Here is a 19,743-nt window from a genome sequence, read left to right as displayed (position 1 = left end):
TCCGGCTCTAAATCAAAGAGATAGAGCATGATGTCGTCCGAAAACCGCTCCACACTTTTCGGCATCATGCTCTAGGCGTAGCGGAGAAGTTATTCGACCCCGTATTTTCGCGAGTGGACGTCGGCGCCTGCTAGCGCGTCAGGACGTCGTCTAACGCATCGCTGTCATAGGCTTGGCTTTCGACAAAAGCGGCCATTCGCATGTGATCCTTGGGGCGTCCCAACTTTAATGCCGTTGCGACAATATGCTCGGCGCGGAGGACCCTAGTTGGAACGCCTAGCTCATCGGGATCGGTGGCAAAATCGATGTCCAATGCCTGATCAAGCGCTTCCTTGTCGAGATCATTCGCTACTGGGATGAATTGAACAGGCCACCCTTCAACCACCACGCCGACATCTCGAAATTCGGTATAACCTCGCTGCGCCAGAAAGGCCAGAATCGGTGTCAACACCGTCAGCCCGGACTTAGCGCTCCCTGGGATCGTCTCGAACGATACCAAGATATCCAGATCCTCGGTGAGTCCAGGTTCGATATAGTTGTAGGCGGCGACCGCACCGCCTATCGCATAGCGTTCTTGCGGCTCAGTGATCCATGGCCTTGACGATTTCCTCGGTCATCTTCTTGGCGTCGCCGAGCAGCATCATGGTGCCATCCTTGTAGAACAGCGTGTTGTCGATGCCGGCATAGCCGGAGCCGAGCGAGCGCTTGACGAACAGGCAGGTGCGGGCCTTGTCGACGTCGAGGATCGGCATGCCGTAGATCGGTGAGGACTTGTCGTCGCGCGCGGACGGGTTGGTGACGTCGTTGGCGCCGATGACATAGGCGACGTCGGCCTGCGCGAACTCGGAGTTGATGTCCTCCAGCTCGAACACCTCGTCGTAAGGCACGTTGGCCTCGGCCAAGAGCACGTTCATGTGGCCGGGCATGCGGCCGGCGACCGGGTGAATGGCGTATTTCACCTCGACGCCGGCGGCCTTGAGCTTGTCGGCCATCTCGCGCAGCGCGTGCTGCGCCTGGGCGACCGCCATGCCGTAGCCGGGCACGATGATGACCTTCTGCGCGTTCATCATCAGATAGGCGGCGTCATCGGCCGAGCCCTGCTTGACGGTGCGCTCGATGCCGTCGTCGGCAACCGCGGCCGTCTCGCCGCCGAAGCCGCCGAGGATGACCGAGATGAAGGAGCGATTCATGCCCTTGCACATGATGTAGGACAGGATCGCGCCGGACGAGCCGACCAGCGCGCCGGTGATGATCAGCGCCAAATTGCCGAGCGTGAAACCAAGCGCCGCAGCCGCCCAGCCGGAATAGGAATTCAGCATCGAGACGACAACCGGCATGTCGGCGCCGCCGATCGGGATGATGAGCAGCACGCCGAGCAGAAGCGACGCGGCGACGATCAGCCAGAACACCAGCTTGGCCTCGGTGGTGACGAGCAGCACGATCAGCATCACCAACGCGATACCGAGCGCGATGTTGATGAGATGCCGGCCGCCGATCATGATCGGCTTGCCTGACATGCGCCCGTCGAGCTTCAGGAAGGCGATGACCGAGCCGGTGAAGGTGATGGCGCCGATGGCTACGCCCAGGCTCATCTCGACCAGCGCCTGGGCATGGATGTCGCCCGCCGTGCCGATGCCGAAGCTCTCCGGCGCATACATGGCGGCCGCGGCCACCATGACGGCGGCGAAGCCGACGAGAGAGTGGAAGGCGGCGACCAGTTGCGGCATCGAGGTCATGGCGATGCGGCGCGCGGTGACCGCGCCGATGCCGCCGCCGATGGCCAGCCCGAGCACGATCAGGCCGAAGCGGCCGACCGAGGGAGCCAAAGGCAAAGCCAATGCCAGCGTGGTGGCGATAGCGATCGCCATACCGATCATGCCGAAGAGATTGCCTCGCCGGCTGGTGGTGGGATGCGACAGGCCGCGCAGCGCCAGGATGAACAGGATGCCCGAGACGAGATAGAGGAAGGAAGCCAGATTGACGGTCACGTCACTTTTCCTTCTTCTTGTACATGGCGAGCATGCGCTGGGTGACCAGGAAGCCGCCGAAGATGTTGACCGAGACCAGCACTAGGGCGACGAAACCGAAGCCGGCGGCGAGCCCGGAGGCCGAGATGCCGACGGCCAGCAGCGCGCCGACGACAATGACCGAAGAAATGGCGTTGGTGACAGCCATCAGCGGCGTGTGCAGCGCCGGCGTCACCGACCAGACGACATAATAGCCGACGAAGATCGCCAGCATGAAGATGGCGAGTTGGAAGACGAAGGGATCGACGGCGCCACCGGACAGCGCGTGCGCCGCGTTACCGGCAGCCTCGCCTGCGGGCGGGTTGGCAAGATCCTGCACCGCAAGGCGAACGGCGGCGGTCGCCTGATCGAGTTGGTCGAGGGCTTTCTGCAAGGCGTCCATCACGCGGTCCCCTTAGGCTTGGCTGCGGACTTCTTCTTCGGCGCCGGTCTGGCGTCGGCGACCATGCTCGTCGCCGGAATGGCCGCCGGCTCGGTGCGCGGCTGCTCGACCGCCTTGGCGAAGTTCGGATGCACGACTTGGCCAGCGTCGGTCAGCATCGTCGCCTTGACCAGATCGTCGTCGCGCCTGATGGCAAGCTGCTTCGCCGCCTTGTCGACCATCGTCTCGAGGAAAGCGTAGAGGTTCTTGGCGTAGAGCAGCGAGGCGGATGCGGCGACACGGCCCGGCACGTTGAGGTGGCCGACGATCTTGACGCCGTTTTCCGTCGTCACGACCTTGCCCGGCACCGCGCCCTCGACATTGCCGCCGCGCTCGACGGCGAGGTCGACGATCACCGAGCCCGGCTTCATCGAGGCGACCATGGCGGCCGAGACCAGCTTCGGCGCCGGACGGCCCGGTATCAGCGCGGTGGTGATGACGATGTCCTGCTTGGCGATGTGCTCGGCGGTGAGCGCCGCCTGCTTGGCCTGGTATTCCTTCGACATTTCCTTGGCATAGCCGCCGGCCGTTTCGGCTGCCTTGAACTCCTCGTCCTCGACCGCCAGGAATTTCGCGCCGAGCGACTGCACCTGCTCCTTCACCGCAGGGCGCACGTCGGTGGCGGTGACGACGGCGCCGAGGCGACGCGCCGTGGCGATCGCCTGCAGGCCGGCGACGCCGACGCCCATGATGAAGATTTTCGCCGCCGGCACCGTGCCGGCCGCCGTCATCATCATCGGCAGCGCGCGATCATATTCGGCGGCCGCGTCGATCACCGCCTGGTAGCCGGCGAGATTGGCCTGCGAGGAAAGCACGTCCATCGATTGCGCACGGGTGATGCGCGGCATGAATTCCATGGAAAAGGCGGTGATGCCGGCCTTGGCCATGGCAGCGACGGCGGCGTCGTTGCCGTAGGGATCCATGATGGCGATGACGACGGCGCCGGACTTGTAGCCCTTGAGCTCCGCATCCGTCGGCCGGCGCACTTTCAGCACGACATCGGCCTTTTTGGCGTCGGCCGCCGCTCCGATCGCGCCGCCGGCCGCAGTGAAATCCTGGTCGGGGATGCGGGAGCCGAAGCCGGCGTCCTTCTCCACGATCACGTCGAAGCCGAGACCCGCCAGGCGCTTGACCGTCTCCGGCGAGGCCGCGACGCGCGGCTCGTTCGGGTCAAGCTCACGAGGGATGAATACGATTTGTCCCACCGGATGATCCTTTCGGCTGGAACCTTGATTGCGCAAGGCGTCAGCCGGACGTCCGGCGACGTCGAGGGCAATGGGCTTGGGAAATCTACCGCAGAATGAGAGTGCCGACGGCCATGATCAGGATGAACAGGATGGTCGCCGAGAAGAAGCCGCCGACGAAGAAGCCGAAGGCCATTGCGATAAGGATGGCGGCACAGAACAGCGAGCCGTATTTGGCAAGACCGAGGAAGCCCTTGTAGGTACGATCGTGCTCGGCATAGTCCATTTTCGCGCCCAGCTCGACAGGACCGGTCGGCGTGTGATCAGCCATGGAAGTACCCCTTCGAAAATGCCTTTGAGGCACATAGCGAAAAGCCGAACCAAGAGCAATGGCGCTATTGCCGCACAACCGGCGACAACAGCCTCAAACGAAAGTTGAAATTGAATGCCGCGGCTGTGTCCACGCGGCCGGCGCGGGATTTCAGCTGGCGAGGTGGGGAAAAAGGCCGAGCACACCGACGACGATCAGGTAAAGCGCGACGATGTAGTTGAGGAGCCGCGGCATCACCAGGATCAGCACGCCGGCGATCAGCGAGATCAGCGGCGTCAGCGCGAGCGAGTGTATGGTCATGGCGTGTCCTTTAAACAGCTCGGAGCAAACGATCGTCAGGCAGGACGGCAGCCAAGGCTGGTCACTGCGCCAGCCTTAAAACGGCGCAACTGCCGGAAAGATCCATGAGACGAGGACGGACGCCTATTCAGGCGGCTTCTTGCAAATATTTCGCCGTCGGCACGATGGAGAGGGGCGTCAGTCGGTTGATGGCCGGATTGCCGAACATCAGCCGTTGTTCCGTCGGCGTGGATTTGAAGAACGGCAACCGTTTGAGCGTCAGGCGCATGTTTTCGCCGGCCGGGATTTCGAACAGTGCGAGTGGGGGAAGAACGCCCGGGAATACTTTAGCTTCTGTCCTCTGCACGGCCTGAAAGTAACGAACGTAAAAAGCGGAATGCTCCATCCTGACCGGCGTCAGCACCGAGTCTTGGCCAAAATAACAGGAGGCGACCATGGCAATCCTGAGTGTCAGGAAAGGTATCACTCCGGGCGACGGTGCGCTGGCAGGATCGGCTGCGAACCGAGTTCCATCGATGAAGGTTTCTCCGCGCGCAAGCCGTTCCTTCAATATTTCCGGATAGGCATCGACGGAGGGCGAGCACGGACACTCGCTGGTAATATAATGGAAGCGCAGTGTGCTGACCAATTGGTCATAGCAATAGACACCGAACCGGTAGGAGTTGGGCAGATTATCCCAACGATCCTCGAACATACCGCTCTCGATCGGACCACACATACCTGAGCGCCGATAGGAATTGTAGCGGAGCCGGTAAATCGCCTCCTGATCTTCACCCCCGGTGATGAGACGATATTCGACATGATCCAGCAGTTGCATCATGGATCGGTTGAGCGCCGAGTCGATCCTCGCGCTGGCCTCAGCCGACGCACTCTTCCTCGCTGTATCCATTGTCAGTCCTCGAATTCCGCCTGGAAGTAGGCTATTCGAGTTGAAATGAGACACAAGCTGAAAATTCGATATTGCTGATTTACCGCTTGTTAACCTTAATGACCGCGGTCGTTTCGCCCGATCTTGCGCGTGAATAAAGCAAATCGGCCAGCCGACGGTTGGCTGGCCCGTTCCGGCGGCGGTCATCAAAATTATTCTGAGGTCAGACCTTGAGAGCCAAGATGTCGGAGGTTTAGAGCATGATCCGGAAAAGTGGGAACCGGTTTTCGGAGAAAGATCATGCTCCAACAAAGAGTTAGACCGTGATGGCGATTCAACGAAACGCCATCACGGTTTAGACGACGCCTGAGCGGTCATCATTTCATCGGATGAACAGTCGTTGCGTGGTGTATGTGCGATTCCAGGGTGGAGAACCGTTCACTGCCTCCTGGAATTGCATTGCCCGGAGCGACTGCCGACAGAAAACCGCTTCACACTTTTTGCGCAAATAGCGTTTAGCCGGCTGTCCGTTTGCCGGCGATATGCAGGTCAGCGGCAAATGGCCATGTGACGCTCGACATCGTCTCGATGCCCGACGCGCTGAGCGCGGCGCCGAAGAGAAAGCCCTGCACGAAGTCCGGCTTGACCAGATGGACCAGCGTCTTCAGCTGCTCAAAGGTCTCGACCCCTTCGATGGTGACGGAAAGACCCAACGTCCTGGACAGGCTGACGATGCCCTTCAGCAGATCGAGCGACTGCCGGTTCTGGTTCACATCGACCAGGAAAGAGCGGTCGATCTTGATCTTGTCGAGCGGCAGCTTGTGGAGATAGCTCAGGCTGGAGTAGCCGGTGCCGAAATCGTCAAGCGCAATGCGGACGCCAAGCGTCTTCATCTCTTCGATCAGCTCGCGCGTGAGCGATTTGTCGTCGAGCAAGGCGGTCTCGGTGACCTCGATTTCGAGCCTGTGCGGCGCAAGGCCTGACGCCGCCAGCGCCTCGCGAACCTTCTGCACGACGTCGCGGTTGCGGAAATCCTTGGCCGAAAGGTTGACCGATACGCTGGTCTGCGCCGGCCATTTGGCGCATTCGGCGCAGGCCGCCTGCAACACGAAAGTACTGATGTCGGCAATGATGCCCATCTCCTCGGCGAGCGGGATGAAGACGCTGGGCGAGATCGGCCCGAGATCGGCGTGATCCCAGCGGCAGAGCGCCTCGCAGCCAGCTATGCGCATGGTGCTCATCGCCACGATCGGCTGGTAGACGACGCGCAACTCCTTGTTTTGCACGGCTGTGCGCAGATCGGCCTTCATCAGCTGGCGATTGCGGAACGCGGCATCCATTGATGCCTCGAACAGCCGCCAGCTATTCTTGCCGAGCTCCTTGGCCTTGTAGAGGGCAAGGTCGGCCTTGACGATCATGGCGTCGACATCAGTGTCTTCGACCCTGGACAACACGGCGCCGCCGCTGGCCTGGATGCGTAGGCTGTGACCGGCGACATCCACCTCCCCCTGCAGGTTGACGAAGATCTCGTCGAGCAAATCGTTCAGATGGCTCTCGTCCTCGATGCGGTCAAAGAAGACCATGAACTCGTCGCCGCCGAAACGGCTGACATTGATGCCTGGCCCGGCGACCGCAGCCAGCCGCTCGGCCAAGGCATAGATCAGCCCATCGCCGACCGGATGGCCGAGTGTGTCGTTGACGCTCTTGAAATCGTCGAGGTCGAGCACGGCGAGGCCGCAGAGCCGGTCGCGGTCGCCGGACGCCATGGCTTCGCCGACCAGTTCGTGGAAATAGGCGCGGTTCGGCAGCCCCGTCAAATTGTCGTAGCGCGCCATGAAGCGGATCTTTTCCTCCGCCTCGACGCGGGCCGTCACGTCCTCGAAGGTGATGACGCCCAATTCCTGGCTGCCTTCGCGCGCGGAAAACTCATAGTGCTGGCCATTGGCAAGCGAAACCAGCACCTTGCGGTCGCGGCCTTCGCGCAAGGCGCGTGTCAGCTGCGCCTCGATGTAGCGGCAGTCTTTCGGCGCCAGCATGCCGCCGGCGACGCCGCGCATCAAAAGACCGTGGATCGAGCGTCCAAGCAAGGCATCGCCCGATTTCAGCGACATCAGATGGGCAGCCTCGGCATTGGCCACCGCGACGCGCCCGTCCGGGCCCAGCATGACCAGGCCATGCGACATGGTGTTGAGCGCGCGGTCGAACCTGCGCGTCAGGTTCCTCGCCTGCTTGTGGCCGATGACCGCGGAGAAAAGCACGTTGCGGACATGATCAGCGCTGCTGACCGTGACGAACGTCAGCGGGATGATCATCAAGCCGAGGACGACAGAAGCCATATCCATGCGCAGGATGAGCGCAAGAGCCGCCGGCCCGACGAGGGTCAAGGAAAAAATCTGGACCATGCGCATGGACCCGTAGCTTCGCCCGACAACCGTTACCAGGGTCGTCAACGACAACGACACCGATGCCAGTTCACCAAATTGATCGGGACGCAGATAGATCGACACGAAGCAGAATGACCCCAATGCGAGGCCCTGCGCGCTGCCTTTGAGAATGTAGTTGCGCTCTATCGCTTCTGCCTCTGCGACACTTGCTATGGTGCCGCCTGCTCTATGGAAGCCTTGGATGCTGAAGTACCGCCAGAGGCTGGCCGATAGCAGAACGAAAGCCAACGCCAGATAAAGCAGATCCTGCGTGCGCAGGTAGACCATGAACCCGATAATCCAGTAGCATACGCCGCCGATCGCCACCATGCCGGCGTTGTCGAACAATGCCCGCACGAACTGGATATAGACGTCTGCCGGGATGCTCTCGGTCTTTGCTCTGCCCATATACTCGGCCCAACACTACGCCTTGTCATGCCACACCCCGCCTTAAGAAAGGCTTAGAACGGCGCGCGGCGACGGTTGCAGAGGGTTGCTATAAGCAGGGCGGATAAGGGATTAGGGGGGTTGGCGCGGCGTCAACGCGCCGGCGCATTCATTCCGCTGCCCGAAGCGCAGGCTCAGCGGGGGCTTGATTCAAACGCTCGATCAAGCGCGAGCGCTCGCCCGCCGCCTTGTCGGCGCTGGCCTGCCGGACGTGGCCGTAGCCGCGGATGAGCGCCGGCACGGAGGCCAGAGCCGTCGCGGCTTCCACCCTGCCCGGCGCCAGCGCGCCGGCGATCAGGTCAAGATCGGCCTCGTACTGCCTCAACGATTGCCGCTCGATGCGCCGCTCGGCCGTGTAGCCGAAAAGGTCGCAGGCGGTTCCACGCAGGCCCTTCATCGCCGCCAGCAGCCGAAAACCCTTCATCATCCATGGGCCGAAGCTCGATTTCCGGGGTTTGCCGTCACTGCCGCGCCGCCCGAGGATCGGCGGCGCGAGATGGAACTCGAGCTTCTCGTAGCTCTGGAACTGCTTGGCGAGGTCGGCGGCGAAAGTGCCGTCGGTGTAGAGCCGCGCCACCTCATACTCGTCCTTGATCGCCATCAGCTTGAAGAGGTTCCTGGCGACGGCCTCGGTCACCACGGACGAGCCGGGCACGGCCTTGGCTTCGGCGGCGCGCAACGACGCCACGCGGTCGGCGTAACGCCTGGCATAGGCGGCATTCTGATAGGCGGTAAGGAAGGCGACGCGGCGGGCGATCACATCGTCCAGCGTCTCGGCCGGTTTTGACGCCGGCTTTCCGGTCTGGGCGACCAGGCCGCGCACGAAATCGGGCTGATGCGCGGCACGGCGGCCCCAGCGGAAAGCGGCGATATTCATCGCCACCGCCTCGCCGTTCAATTCTATCGCCTTTTCAACCGCTTCCGCTGAAAGCGGCAGGCCGCCATGCTGGAAGGCGAAGCCGAGCATGAACATATTGGCGCCGAGCGAATTGCCGAACAGCGCGGTCGCGGTGCGGGTTGCGTCGAAGAAGTGGGCCTTGTCGTCGCCGGCAGCCGCCCGGATCGCCTTCTTCAGCCGCTCGACCGGCAGCGAGAAGTCGGCGGAACGGGTGAATTCGCCAGGCATGATCTCGGCGGTATTGGCGAGGAAGATCGTGTGGCCCTCGCGCACCGCGCCCAACACCTTCTTGGCGCCGGAGACGACGAGGTCGCAGCCGAGCACGAGGTCTGCCTTGCCGGCTGAAACGCGAATGGCGTGGATGTCCTCGGGCGTCGGGGCGATGCGGACATGGGTGAAGACCGAGCCGCCCTTCTGGGCGAGGCCGGCCATGTCGATCATGCCGCAGCCCTTGCCTTCCAGATGCGCGGCCATGCCAAGCACGGCGCCGACGGTGACGACGCCGGTGCCGCCGACCCCGTCGATGATCGCCGCCCAGCCCTGGCTGCCCATGCGGAACTCGGCCGGCGCTGGCACGCCGTCGAGAGGGTCGGCCCTGCCGGCAATGCCTTCGGCCTTCCTGATCTTGCCGCCATGCACGGTGACGAAGGACGGGCAGAAACCGTTGAGGCAGGAAAAATCCTTGTTGCAGCTCGACTGGTCGATCCGGCGCTTGCGGCCGAATTCGGTCTCGACCGGCTGGATGGAGACGCAGTTCGACTGCACGCCGCAATCGCCGCAGCCTTCGCAGACCAGTTCGTTGATGAAGACGCGCTTGTCGGGATCGGGAAAGGTGCCGCGCTTGCGGCGCCGGCGCTTTTCGGCGGCGCAGGTCTGATCGTAGATGAGAACGGAAACGCCTTTGAGCCCACGCAACTCGCGCTGGACGAGATCGAGGTCGTCACGGTGATGGATGCTGATGCCGGCCGGGAAATCGGCCTTGCCGGCATATTTGTCCGGCTCGTCGGTGACGACGGCGATGCGGTCGACGCCCTCCGCGCGAACTTGTCTCGCGATCATGTCGACGGTCAGGCCGCCCTCATGCGGCTGGCCGCCGGTCATCGCCACCGCGTCGTTGTAGAGAATCTTGTAGGTGATGTTGGCGGCTGAGGACAGCGCGAAGCGGATCGCCAGCACGCCGGAATGGTTGTAGGTGCCGTCGCCGAGGTTCTGGAAGATGTGGTCGCGCTTCGAGAACGGCGCCTGGCCGACCCATTGCGCGCCCTCGCCGCCCATGGCGGTGAAGCCGACGGTGTTCCTGTCCATCCACAGCGCCATGAAATGGCAGCCGATGCCGGCGGCGGCGATCGAGCCGTCCGGCACCTTGGTCGAGGAATTGTGCGGGCAGCCCGAGCAGAAGAAAGGCGTGCGCGAACCGATATTGACGGTGTCGGCAAGCATCGCCTGGAACTGGCGCAGCTTCGCCAGCCGCGCGGCGATTTCTTCCGACGGGCCGATGGTGCGCAAGATCCGCTCGCCGAGCGCGATGGCGATCTCGTTCGGGTCGAGCGCGCCCTTGGCCGGAAACAGCCAGTCGCCGCGCTCGTCCTTCTTGCCGACGATCACCGGCTGCGTGGCGGCGCCGTAGAGGTTCTCGCGCAGCTGCACCTCGATCAGCGAGCGCTTTTCCTCGACGACGACGATGGTGTCGAGGCCGCGGGCGAACTCGGCGATGTGCTGGAAATCGAGCGGCCACGGGCAGCCGACCTTGAACAGGCGGATGCCGATGCGGTTGGCGGCCTGTTCGTCGATGCCGATATCCTCAAGCGCCTGGCGGACATCGAGATAGCTCTTGCCGATGGTGATGACGCCGAGCTTGGGATTGCGGCCGCCGGAATAGACGATGCGGTTGAGACCGTTGGCCTGGATGAAGGCGGAAGCGGCGGCGCGTTTATACTCATGCAGCCGCTCTTCCTGGCCGAGCATGTCGATCTCGTGGCGGATGTTCAGGCCGCCCGGCGGCATGTCGAATTCGGGAATGACGATGCCCAGACGCTCGATCGAGGCGTCGACCGAGGCCGTCGATTCGATGTTGTCCTTGACGCATTTGATCGCCGCCCAGGTGCCGGCGAAGCGCGACATGGCAAAGCCGTAGAGGCCGTAGTCGACGATCTCCTGGACGCCGGCCGGATTGAGGATCGGCACCATGGTGTCGACGAACAGGAATTCGGTGGCATGCGCGTTGGTCGAGGATTCGGCCATATGGTCGTCGCCCATCAGGGCGAGCACGCCGCCATTTCTCGACGAGCCGGCTAGATTGGCGTGGCGGAAGACGTCGCCGGAACGGTCGACGCCCGGCCCCTTGCCGTACCAGACCGAAAAGACGCCGTCATGCGTGCCCTCGCCCAGCAATTCGGTCTGCTGCGAGCCCCAGCAGGCGGTGGCGGCGAGCTCCTCGTTGAGGCCGGGCTGGAAGACGATGTCGGCTTGCGCGAGCTGCTTCTTGGCCCGCCACAGCTGCATGTCGAGGCCACCAAGCGGCGAGCCGCGATAGCCGGAGACGAAGCCTGCCGTGTTGAGGCCGGCGCGGCGGTCACGCTCGCGCTGCATCAGAAGCATGCGCACGACCGCCTGCGCGCCGGACAGGAAGACGCTCTCCTTGCCAAGGTCGAACTTGTCGTCGAGCGCGACGTCGTGCAGCGTCATCAGGTATTTCCTCTGCGGAGGCGCCTCAAATCAGGCAGCCAACGTCGGAGTGGGACGCCGCAGTCTTTCTTCCCTTGGCGGAGAGGTCAAACAAAATCGCAGGAGCCAGATAACACGCAACAAACAGTCTGGCGAGTGGCCGGCGGCGCATGCAAGATCATGCTAACCGCTTCCTGAGGAACAAAAATTTCGCATGGGCGCCGGCGTTTCAGGTCGCTTTCGAGCAATCCGGCTTCGGTTCGCCCGGCAGCTTGCCGTCGGGATGGCCGGCCAGATCGGAATTCAGCTCGTAGTTCGGCCCGATCACCAGCGGCCGGTCCGGCAGCATGGTCTGGTCCTCCGACGAGGTCATGGTGGTGTCGATGCTCTGCAGCAACGTGCCGCTCGCATCCTCGATGCGGATCGAGACGCTGTAGGGCTTGTCCTTGACCACGCAGGAGAGCGGCGGACTGGTGAGCGTGATGTGGGGCAGCTTCGGCCAGATCTTCTGGTTGACGATGAGCGGGTCGCCGCCGGCCGGGTTCTGGAAGCTCACCACCGCGACCTGGCCGTCGACCATCGGGCGCAGCGGCTTCAGCGTGATGACATAGGTGGCGATGGCCAGCCGGTAATTGAACTCGAACAGCTTGCCGGAGATGGCAAATAGCTGGTCGTTGCCGGTGTCGCGGCAGGCGCCGAGCGCGAATGCCGCGATCAAGGCGGCGCCGACCAGAGCCGAACGCGACAATTTCCTAAGCATTGCTGACCTCCCTGGCCGCTGTACGGCGGCGGTAATAGCGGTTTGCCTTCTGGCGGTTGCCGCAAACGGCCATGTCGCACCAGAGGCGGCTGGCGTTGCGGCTGCGGTCGACGAACAGCCAGCTGCAATTGGGACAGATCCTCAGCCTCGCCACCGTTTCGTCGCGCAGCAGCGACAGGGCCGAAACGGCCAAAGCCGCCTCGAAGGCGATCGGTGTTTGCGGATCGCCGAAAGGCTGGCCAGGCGTTCCGATCTCGGTCTCGCTGCCGGAGAGGCCGCCTGCGCAGGCCGTGAGGAAGCCAGGCAGGTGGCTGGTCGCGAGCGCGCCGTTCGATACGGCATGGCGAAACAGGCGGTCGGTCGCTTCGCGGATCGAGACGACGGCTGGCTTTATCTCGCCCGGATCCGGCGCCCGCAGCCGCCGGCCGCCGAGCTCGGCGGCGCGAAAGCCGCTCGCCGCCTCGGCGAAACGGGCGATCTCGGCCGGGTCGTCGAAACGGTCGAAGGTTTTTTCCGGATCGTTGCGCAATACGACGGTGTTTGTCGTATCGAGCGCAAGGATACCACCGGTGAAACGGTGCGGGGTCCAGGAGACTGTCATGCGCGGGAATCTAACCGATAAAACGCATTTGACAAGTTAGATTCCGAATGCAACGGTCCGGCGAGGTCGCGTCATACGACCTGTAGGATATCGCATGCTCTATTTCTTCCAGCAGGTGCTGAACGGGCTGCATTCGGGCGCGCTCTATGCGCTGCTCGCCTTCGGCTATGTGCTGACCAACGGCATCCTGCATCGGACCAACCTCGCCTATGGCGCGCTGTTCGCCTTTTGCGGCCAGACGATGATCCTGACGGCCGCTTTCGGCTACCAGGCGCTGTGGCTGACGCTGGCCGCCGCAGTAGCGCTCGGCGTGGTCGCGGCTGTTCTTTATGCGGCGCTGATCAGCCACGTGTTGTCGCGCAGCGTTTTCGAGAGGCTCGCCGACCGCTCGCCCAACGCCATCGTGGTGACGACGCTCGGCATTCTCATCTTCCTGTCGGAGGCGAGCCGCATCGCCGCCGACACGCACGATCTCTGGCTGCCGCCGATGCTCGCCAACCCCGTGATCTTCGCTGAGGGCGACGGCTTCAAGGTCACGCTCACCGTCATCCAGCTGCTCGATTGCGCGGGCGTGATCGCGGTGGTGGCGCTGGCGGCCTGGCTGTTTTCGCATTCGCGCTTCGGCCGCGCCTGGCGCGCCGTCTCCGACGATCCGAAAGCGGCGGCGATGTGCGGTGTCGATGTGCGCGCTGTGTTCCGCCTTGCCGTGCTGTTCGGCGGCTTATGCGCTGCCCTGGCCGGCGTGCTTGCCGGCCTCTATTACGGCAATGTCTCCTTCGGCACCGGGCTGATCTACGGCCTCAAGATCCTGTTCGTGACGGCGGTCGGAGGCTATCTGTCACCGCTCAAGGCCGCGCTGGGCGCCGCGGCTTTCGGCATGGCGGAATCGCTCTGGGCCGGCTATTTCCCGCTCGAATGGCGCGACGCCTGGATCTATCTCTTCCTCGTCGCCATGCTGGTGCTGATCGGCGCCGGGCGCGACCAGGCCAAGATCGCCTGAACCTTCAGACTTTGGTTGCATGACGTTCGGTGAGCCCGTGGGGGTTTCCGCCGCCGTGCCCGTTTCGTCCTGCCTGTCATGTTGACCTGCCGGACCACGCACTGCATACCGTTGGGCCAAGCGACGCGACACCGGAGGGGGAATCGGGCGCGCCGCATGGCCAGGGAGGATATGCATGGCAGGGCTGCTCGCTCTATCCAGGACGATCGACCGCATCAACGAGTTCATCGGCCGCTGGGTCTCCTGGCTGATCCTGCTCGCGATCCTGGTGAGCGCCGGCAATGCGGTCATCCGCAAGGTGTTCGACACGTCCTCCAACGCGTGGCTGGAGCTGCAGTGGTACCTGTTCGGCGCCGCCTTCATGCTGGCCGCCGCCTACACGCTGAAGCAGAACGACCATATCCGCATCGACATTGTCTACGGCATGTTCTCGCGGCGCGTGCAGCACTGGATCGACCTCTTCGGCCACCTGTTCTTCCTGATGCCCTTCGTGGTGCTGATGGTGATCTATTTCGTGCCCTATGTGTCGCTGTCCTTCCGCAGCGGCGAGATGTCGACCAATGCCGGCGGGCTGATCGTGTGGCCGGCAAAGGCCATCCTGCTGGTCGGTTTCTTTCTGCTCGCGCTGCAAGGGGTTTCCGAGATCATCAAGAAGATCGCCATCATCCGCGGCGACATGGACGATCCCAATCCTTTCGTGTCGGCGCACGACCAGGCCAAGCTCGAGGCGGAAGCGCTGGCCGAAGAGGCCAAGGCGCTCGCCGGCGAGGTCCGCCCGTGATCGAATTCATCGCGCAGAACATGGCGCCGATCATGTTCGCCTCGCTGGTCATCTTTCTGTTGATCGGCTACCCCGTCGCCTTCTCGCTCGCCGCCAACGGGCTGATGTTCTTCTTCATCGGCGTCGTGCTGTCGCCCTATTCCGGCGGGTCGATCAACCTCGCCTGGCCGCTGCTGCATGCGCTGCCCGACAATTTCTACGGCACCAGGGTGATGTCCAACGACACGCTGCTGGCGATACCCTTCTTCACCTTCATGGGCATTGTGCTCGAACGGTCCGGCATGGCCGAGGACCTGCTCGATACGATCGGCCAGCTGTTCGGGCCGATCCGCGGCGGCCTTGCCTATGCGGTCATCTTCGTCGGCGCGCTGCTTGCCGCAACGACCGGCGTGGTCGCCGCCTCCGTCATCGCCATGGGGCTGATCTCGCTGCCGATCATGCTGCGCTACGGCTATGACCGCCGCGTGGCTTCCGGCGTCATCGCGGCCTCCGGCACGCTGGCGCAGATCATCCCGCCGTCGCTGGTGCTGATCGTGCTTGCCGACCAGTTGGGACGCTCGGTCGGCGACATGTATGCCGGCGCCCTGATCCCCGGCCTCGTGCTCACCAGCCTCTACATGCTCTACATCCTGATCATGTCGATCGTCCGGCCGAACTCGATGCCGGCGCTGCCGCTCGAGGCGCGTACGCTCGGCCACGGCGTGATATCTCTGCTGGTGGCACTCGTGGTGACGGGCGCGATTTCCTACGCGGCCTATCGCTACCTTGCGCCGACCCACGGCGACAATGCCGATATCCTCGGCTTCGCCGTCGGCGTCGTCGTCATCTATGTCGTCGCCATCCTCGATCAGCGGCTCGGACTGAACATGATGTCGAAACTGGCGCAGCAGGTGGTGATCGTGCTGATCCCGCCGCTGGCGCTGATCTTCCTGGTGCTGGGCACGATCTTCCTCGGCATCGCCACGCCGACCGAAGGCGGCGCCATGGGCGCCGTCGGCGCGCTCATCATGGCGGCGATGAAGAGCCGCCTGACGATGGACGTCATCAATCAGGCGCTGGCCTCGACGACCCGGCTTTCCGCCTTCGTGCTGTTCATCCTGATCGGCGCGCGCGTCTTTTCGCTGACCTTCTACGGCGTCAACGGCCATGTCTGGGTCGAGCACCTGCTGACCTCGCTGCCCGGCGGCGAGACCGGCTTCCTGATCGGCGTCAACATCCTGGTCTTCGTGCTCGCCTTCTTCCTCGATTTCTTCGAGCTTGCCTTCATCATCGTGCCGCTGCTCGCGCCGGCCGCCGACAAGCTCGGCATCGACCTGATCTGGTTCGGCGTGCTGCTCGGCGTCAACATGCAGACGAGCTTCATGCATCCGCCCTTCGGCTTCGCGCTATTCTACCTGCGCTCGGTCGCGGCCCGCGTGCCTTACCTCGACAGGATCACCGGCAAGCAGATCGCCCCGGTCAGCACCGGGCAGATCTATTGGGGCGCCGTGCCGTTCGTCCTGATCCAGGTGATCATGATCGGGCTCACCATCGCCTTCCCGCAGATGGTCATGCGCTATAAGGGCGCCGCGGTGGAGCCCAGCACGATCGACCTCAAGCTGCCCGACATGCCTTCGCTGTCGCCGCTCGGCACGCCGCCCGGGGACAATGGCGCGGCGCCGGCCAACGGCGGCGCCGCACCAGTTGCGCCCGGCACGCCCGACCTGTCGCAGCCGCCGAATTTCGGCGACGCGCCGGCCAAGCCGGCCCCCGCGCCCGATCTCTCGCAGCCGCCCAAATTCAATTGAGGTGACCCCCATGAGAGCCGTGCGGCTGGAGAAAGTGGGCGGCATCGCGCTGCGCAAGGTTCCAAAGCCCGTTCCCGGGCCGGAGGACGTTCTCGTTAAGATCGAGGCCTGCGGCATCTGCGGTACCGACCGGCACCTTTTCCATGGCGAGTTTCCCTGCACGCCGCCGGTGACGCTCGGCCATGAATTTTCCGGCATTGTCGAAGCCGTCGGCGAGACGGTATCAGGCATTGCCGTCGGCGACCGGGTCACCGGCGATCCGAACATCGCCTGCGGACGTTGCGCCCACTGCCATGCCGGCCGCGTCAATCTCTGCAGCAATCTGAGCGCCATCGGCATCCACCGCGACGGCGGCTTCGCCGACTATGTGCTGATGCCGCACAGGCAGGCCTTCCGGCTGCCCGCGAACCTCAAGCCGACGCATGGCGCCTTCTGCGAGCCGCTCGCCTGCTGCCTGCACGGCGTCGACCTGGCCGCGATCAGGCCGGGCGCGTCAGTGGTGGTGCTCGGCGGCGGTGTCATCGGCCTGCTCGTCGTGCAACTGGCCAAGCTTGCGGGCGCGGCGACCATCATCCTGTCGACCAGGCAGGCTTCGCGCCGCGCACTGGCGCAAGAACTCGGCGCGACCGCGACGATCGATCCAAGCGCCGGCGACCCCATCGCGGCCGTCGCCGGGCCGAACGGCCTGGCGCCCGGCGGCGTCGACGTGGTGCTGGAATGCGCCGGGGTGCGCGACACGGTGGAGCAATCGATGCGGATGGCCCGTGCCGGCGGCACGGTGGTGGTCGTCGGCGTGGTGCCGCAAGGCATGAAGGTGGGGATCGAGCCGTTCGACCTTCTGTTCCGGGAGTTGAAGGTGCTGGGCTCCTTCCTCAACCCGTTCACGCATGGCCGGGCGGCCCAGCTGATCGCCTCCGGCGCGATCGAGATCGACCGGCTGATCTCGAGGCAAGTCAGTCTCGAAGAAGCGCCGGAGGTGATCGCCAATCCGCCGGCGCCGGGCGAGGTCAAGGTGCTGGTGGTGCCGAACCGCTGACGCACAATGCAAAGGCCCCGGACTAGCCAGGGCCTCCCAGGTTAAGACAACTGCCTAATCCTTACAGCTTGCCGTTGCGCTGCTGCACCATCATGAAGGTGTCGTAATTGTACTCGGCGACCTGGGCCCAGAGGTAGTGCTCCTTGCGGAAGGCCTTGATCGATTCCCAGATCTTCTTGAACGGCGCGTTGTTGGATTCCATCTCGGCATAGACCTCGTTGGCCTTCTCGAAGCAGGCCGCCATGATCTCCTGGCTGAATGGCCTGAGCTTGGCGCCGCCGGCCGCCAGCCGCCGCACCGCCGGCGGATTCACATAGTCGTATTTCTGCAGCATGTTTGCATCCGCGGCCTGCGCCGCGGTGCGCACCAGCGATTTGTAGGTCGGCGAGAGCTCTTCATATTTCGCCTTGTTGAACAAGAGGTGGACGGTCGGGCCGCCTTCCCACCAGCCGGGATAGTAGTAATAGGGTGCGACCTTGTAGAAGCCGAGCTTCTCGTCGTCATAGGGACCGACCCATTCGGCGGCGTCGATGGTACCCTTTTCCAGCGCCGGGTAGATGTCGCCGCCGGCGATCTGCTGCGGCACCACGCCGAGCTTTTGGACGACCTTGCCGGCAAAGCCGCCGATGCGCATCTTGAGGCCGGAGAGATCGGCGACACTGTTGATTTCCTTGCGGAACCAGCCGCCCATCTGGACGCCGGTGTTGCCGCCCGGCAGGCCGTACAACCCTTGCGTTCCAAGGAATTCGTTGAACAGGTCGATGCCGCCGCCATGGTAGTGCCAGGCGTTCATGCCGCGCGCGTTGAGCGAGAAGGGGACGGCGGCGCCGAGCGCCCAGGTGGGATCCTTGCCCCAGTAATAATATGCCACGGTGTGCGCCGCTTCGACGGTGCCGGCGGCGGCGGCGTCGGCGGCCTGCAGGCCGGGCACCAGCTCGCCCGAAGCGAAGACCTGGATCTGGAAATTGCCGTCGGTCGCCTCGGACAGCATCTTGGAGAAGACTTCGGCGCCGCCATAGATCGTGTCGAGCGACTTCGGGAAGGACGACGCAAGCCGCCAGGTCACCTTCGGATTGGACTGGGCAATGGCCGGCGTGGCGAGTGCCGCAGCCGCTGCGGCGGCGCCCACGCCGGACGTGCCGGCCTTGCGAATGAATGAACGACGATCCATTAAGTTTCCTCCCTTGCGGATCAGCTGACCGATGCGAGGGCATCCTCGGCGCCCGGATCGGTTGGGGGAGAAACATACACAGGCAAGAAGTCGAGTCCAGCGCCGCGGGCCGACGTTGCCGCCATTCCGCAACCGCCTGCAACTATAGTCTAACATTCCCTTCGCTGGCCTATGCGAGGCGGCCAAACTTGCCATGGAAAAGCCGCGACGGATCGCTTATTTTATAGGCAGAATAAATCCTTGGCCTGATGGAAACCAAACCCAAAATGCTGCAGCCGCTCGTCGCCGTCTCGACCGACGTCCGCCAGTTCGACAATTACACCTGGCACGCAGCCCCCCAGCAATATCTGGAAGCCGCCGTCGCGGGCGCCGGCGTGTTCCCCTTGCTGGTGCCGTCCTTCGGCGATCGGCTCGACCTCAACGAATTGCTGTCCTCGGTCGACGGCGTCATGCTGACGGGTTCGAAATCCAACGTCCATCCCTCGCTTTACGACGGCGACCCGAGCGAGGCCAACGGTCCTTACGATCCGGCGCGCGATGCCACGACGCTGCCGCTGATCCGCAAGGCACTCGAGCGCGGCGTGCCGCTTTTAGCCATCTGCCGCGGCATCCAGGAGCTCAACGTGGCCCTCGGCGGCACGCTGGGCACCGAAATCCAGGAACGCGAGGGCTCGCTCGACCACCGCGCGCCGGTGAGCGACAATCAGGATGAGCGCTTCGCCATCCATCAGACGATCTCGATCAAGCCGGGCAGCTGCCTTGCAGGCGTCTTCGGCGCCGGCGACATCAAGGTCAACTCGCTGCACCGGCAGGGGATCGACCGGCTCGGCTCCAGGCTCCAGGTCGAGGCTTTGGCAAGCGACGGCACGATCGAAGCGGTTTCCGTCAAGGATGCCCGCGCCTTCGCGGTCGGCGTGCAATGGCACCCCGAATATTGGGTGAAGTCGGACAGCAATTCCGCCAAGATTTTTCGCGCGTTCGGCGATGCGGTGCGCCTGCATGCGGCGGCAAAGGCTGGCGTACGCGCCGCGGCGGAGTAGAAAT

Annotated in this window: 16 protein-coding genes and 1 pseudogene; 5 read left to right on the top strand and 12 right to left on the bottom strand. The window is 63.7% G+C overall.

Annotation, left to right across the window (positions count from 1 at the left end; all coding sequences use genetic code 11):
* Positions 1 to 130: 130 nt before the first annotated feature.
* The 11 genes and pseudogenes from FJ956_RS15825 to FJ956_RS15775 form a co-directional block, all read right to left on the bottom strand.
* Positions 131 to 448: a hypothetical protein gene (locus FJ956_RS15825; RefSeq protein WP_140684405.1), complete on the bottom strand. Its 318-nt coding sequence runs from the start codon at positions 446 to 448 to the stop codon at positions 131 to 133.
* A 133-nt stretch (positions 449 to 581) separates the two neighbouring features.
* Complete coding sequence (locus FJ956_RS15820) at positions 582 to 1,988, bottom strand: NAD(P)(+) transhydrogenase (Re/Si-specific) subunit beta (RefSeq protein WP_140684403.1); 1,407 nt, start codon at positions 1,986 to 1,988, stop codon at positions 582 to 584.
* Position 1,989: 1 nt separating this feature from the next.
* The gene (locus tag FJ956_RS15815; protein ID WP_140684401.1) at positions 1,990 to 2,409 is read right to left on the bottom strand and encodes an NAD(P) transhydrogenase subunit alpha; all 420 of its coding nucleotides are present in this window, start codon (positions 2,407 to 2,409) and stop codon (positions 1,990 to 1,992) included.
* Positions 2,409 to 3,653 (bottom strand): Re/Si-specific NAD(P)(+) transhydrogenase subunit alpha, encoded by a 1,245-nt coding sequence (locus FJ956_RS15810; protein WP_140684399.1) that lies wholly within the window; start codon positions 3,651 to 3,653, stop codon positions 2,409 to 2,411. The genes FJ956_RS15815 and FJ956_RS15810 overlap by 1 nt, the downstream gene beginning before the upstream one ends.
* A gap of 85 nt (positions 3,654 to 3,738) precedes the next feature.
* Positions 3,739 to 3,963, bottom strand: coding sequence for an aa3-type cytochrome c oxidase subunit IV (locus tag FJ956_RS15805; protein ID WP_140684397.1), 225 nt, complete (start codon positions 3,961 to 3,963; stop codon positions 3,739 to 3,741).
* A 150-nt stretch (positions 3,964 to 4,113) separates the two neighbouring features.
* Complete coding sequence (locus FJ956_RS15800) at positions 4,114 to 4,263, bottom strand: DUF3096 domain-containing protein (RefSeq protein WP_140684395.1); 150 nt, start codon at positions 4,261 to 4,263, stop codon at positions 4,114 to 4,116.
* A gap of 127 nt (positions 4,264 to 4,390) precedes the next feature.
* Complete coding sequence (locus FJ956_RS15795; protein ID WP_140684393.1) at positions 4,391 to 5,152, bottom strand: hypothetical protein; 762 nt, start codon at positions 5,150 to 5,152, stop codon at positions 4,391 to 4,393.
* A gap of 494 nt (positions 5,153 to 5,646) precedes the next feature.
* Positions 5,647 to 7,962, bottom strand: coding sequence for an EAL domain-containing protein (locus FJ956_RS15790; RefSeq protein ID WP_140684391.1), 2,316 nt, complete (start codon positions 7,960 to 7,962; stop codon positions 5,647 to 5,649).
* Between the two features lie 148 nt (positions 7,963 to 8,110).
* Positions 8,111 to 11,596, bottom strand: a pseudogene (locus FJ956_RS15785) (indolepyruvate ferredoxin oxidoreductase family protein); the annotation flags it as partial.
* Between the two features lie 196 nt (positions 11,597 to 11,792).
* On the bottom strand, positions 11,793 to 12,323 hold the full coding sequence (locus tag FJ956_RS15780) for a hypothetical protein (protein WP_140684387.1): 531 nt from the start codon (positions 12,321 to 12,323) through the stop codon (positions 11,793 to 11,795).
* Positions 12,316 to 12,924, bottom strand: coding sequence for a CGNR zinc finger domain-containing protein (locus tag FJ956_RS15775; RefSeq protein ID WP_140684385.1), 609 nt, complete (start codon positions 12,922 to 12,924; stop codon positions 12,316 to 12,318). Before FJ956_RS15775 ends, FJ956_RS15780 begins: the two co-directional genes overlap by 8 nt.
* Positions 12,925 to 13,018: 94 nt before the next feature.
* Here FJ956_RS15775 and FJ956_RS15770 point away from each other — a divergent pair, with 94 nt between their 5' ends.
* The 4 genes from FJ956_RS15770 (at position 13,019) to FJ956_RS15755 (ending at position 17,528) form a co-directional block, all read left to right on the top strand.
* Positions 13,019 to 13,924 (top strand): branched-chain amino acid ABC transporter permease, encoded by a 906-nt coding sequence (locus tag FJ956_RS15770; protein ID WP_140684383.1) that lies wholly within the window; start codon positions 13,019 to 13,021, stop codon positions 13,922 to 13,924.
* A 175-nt stretch (positions 13,925 to 14,099) separates the two neighbouring features.
* Complete coding sequence (locus FJ956_RS15765; protein ID WP_140684381.1) at positions 14,100 to 14,705, top strand: TRAP transporter small permease subunit; 606 nt, start codon at positions 14,100 to 14,102, stop codon at positions 14,703 to 14,705.
* Positions 14,705 to 16,492, top strand: a complete 1,788-nt coding sequence (locus tag FJ956_RS15760; RefSeq protein WP_140684409.1) for a TRAP transporter large permease subunit — start codon at positions 14,705 to 14,707, stop codon at positions 16,490 to 16,492. The genes FJ956_RS15765 and FJ956_RS15760 overlap by 1 nt, the downstream gene beginning before the upstream one ends.
* A gap of 10 nt (positions 16,493 to 16,502) precedes the next feature.
* A complete protein-coding gene (locus FJ956_RS15755) occupies positions 16,503 to 17,528 on the top strand; it encodes a zinc-dependent alcohol dehydrogenase family protein (protein ID WP_140684379.1) in 1,026 nt (341 codons plus the stop codon).
* A gap of 61 nt (positions 17,529 to 17,589) precedes the next feature.
* Here the strand turns inward: FJ956_RS15755 and FJ956_RS15750 are convergent, their stop codons facing one another.
* Positions 17,590 to 18,699 carry a TRAP transporter substrate-binding protein gene (locus tag FJ956_RS15750; protein WP_140684377.1) on the bottom strand — a complete coding sequence of 370 codons (1,110 nt, stop codon included), beginning with the start codon at positions 18,697 to 18,699 and terminating at the stop codon, positions 17,590 to 17,592.
* A 266-nt stretch (positions 18,700 to 18,965) separates the two neighbouring features.
* On the opposite strand from FJ956_RS15750, the gene FJ956_RS15745 reads away from it, so the two are divergent.
* A complete protein-coding gene (locus FJ956_RS15745; RefSeq protein ID WP_140684375.1) occupies positions 18,966 to 19,739 on the top strand; it encodes a gamma-glutamyl-gamma-aminobutyrate hydrolase family protein in 774 nt (257 codons plus the stop codon).
* The last annotated feature ends 4 nt before the right edge of the window (positions 19,740 to 19,743 follow it).

This window comes from Mesorhizobium sp. B2-4-3, from assembly GCF_006442815.1.
GTDB lineage: Bacteria > Pseudomonadota > Alphaproteobacteria > Rhizobiales > Rhizobiaceae > Mesorhizobium.
This window is presented reverse-complemented; position numbering and strand designations above follow the sequence as displayed.

Bases quoted from the DNA above. Each gene is read 5' to 3' on its own strand.
- FJ956_RS15815 (WP_140684401.1), bottom strand. From the start codon at position 2,409: ATGGACGCCTTGCAGAAAGCCCTCGACCAACTCGATCAGGCGACCGCC.
- FJ956_RS15805 (WP_140684397.1), bottom strand. From the start codon at position 3,963: ATGGCTGATCACACGCCGACCGGTCCTGTCGAGCTGGGCGCGAAAATG.
- FJ956_RS15800 (WP_140684395.1), bottom strand. From the start codon at position 4,263: ATGACCATACACTCGCTCGCGCTGACGCCGCTGATCTCGCTGATCGCC.
- FJ956_RS15795 (WP_140684393.1), bottom strand. From the start codon at position 5,152: ATGGATACAGCGAGGAAGAGTGCGTCGGCTGAGGCCAGCGCGAGGATC.
- FJ956_RS15790 (WP_140684391.1), bottom strand. From the start codon at position 7,962: ATGGGCAGAGCAAAGACCGAGAGCATCCCGGCAGACGTCTATATCCAG.
- FJ956_RS15780 (WP_140684387.1), bottom strand. From the start codon at position 12,323: ATGCTTAGGAAATTGTCGCGTTCGGCTCTGGTCGGCGCCGCCTTGATC.
- FJ956_RS15775 (WP_140684385.1), bottom strand. From the start codon at position 12,924: ATGACAGTCTCCTGGACCCCGCACCGTTTCACCGGTGGTATCCTTGCG.
- FJ956_RS15770 (WP_140684383.1), top strand. From the start codon at position 13,019: ATGCTCTATTTCTTCCAGCAGGTGCTGAACGGGCTGCATTCGGGCGCG.
- FJ956_RS15765 (WP_140684381.1), top strand. From the start codon at position 14,100: ATGGCAGGGCTGCTCGCTCTATCCAGGACGATCGACCGCATCAACGAG.
- FJ956_RS15755 (WP_140684379.1), top strand. From the start codon at position 16,503: ATGAGAGCCGTGCGGCTGGAGAAAGTGGGCGGCATCGCGCTGCGCAAG.
- FJ956_RS15750 (WP_140684377.1), bottom strand. From the start codon at position 18,699: ATGGATCGTCGTTCATTCATTCGCAAGGCCGGCACGTCCGGCGTGGGC.
- FJ956_RS15745 (WP_140684375.1), top strand. From the start codon at position 18,966: ATGCTGCAGCCGCTCGTCGCCGTCTCGACCGACGTCCGCCAGTTCGAC.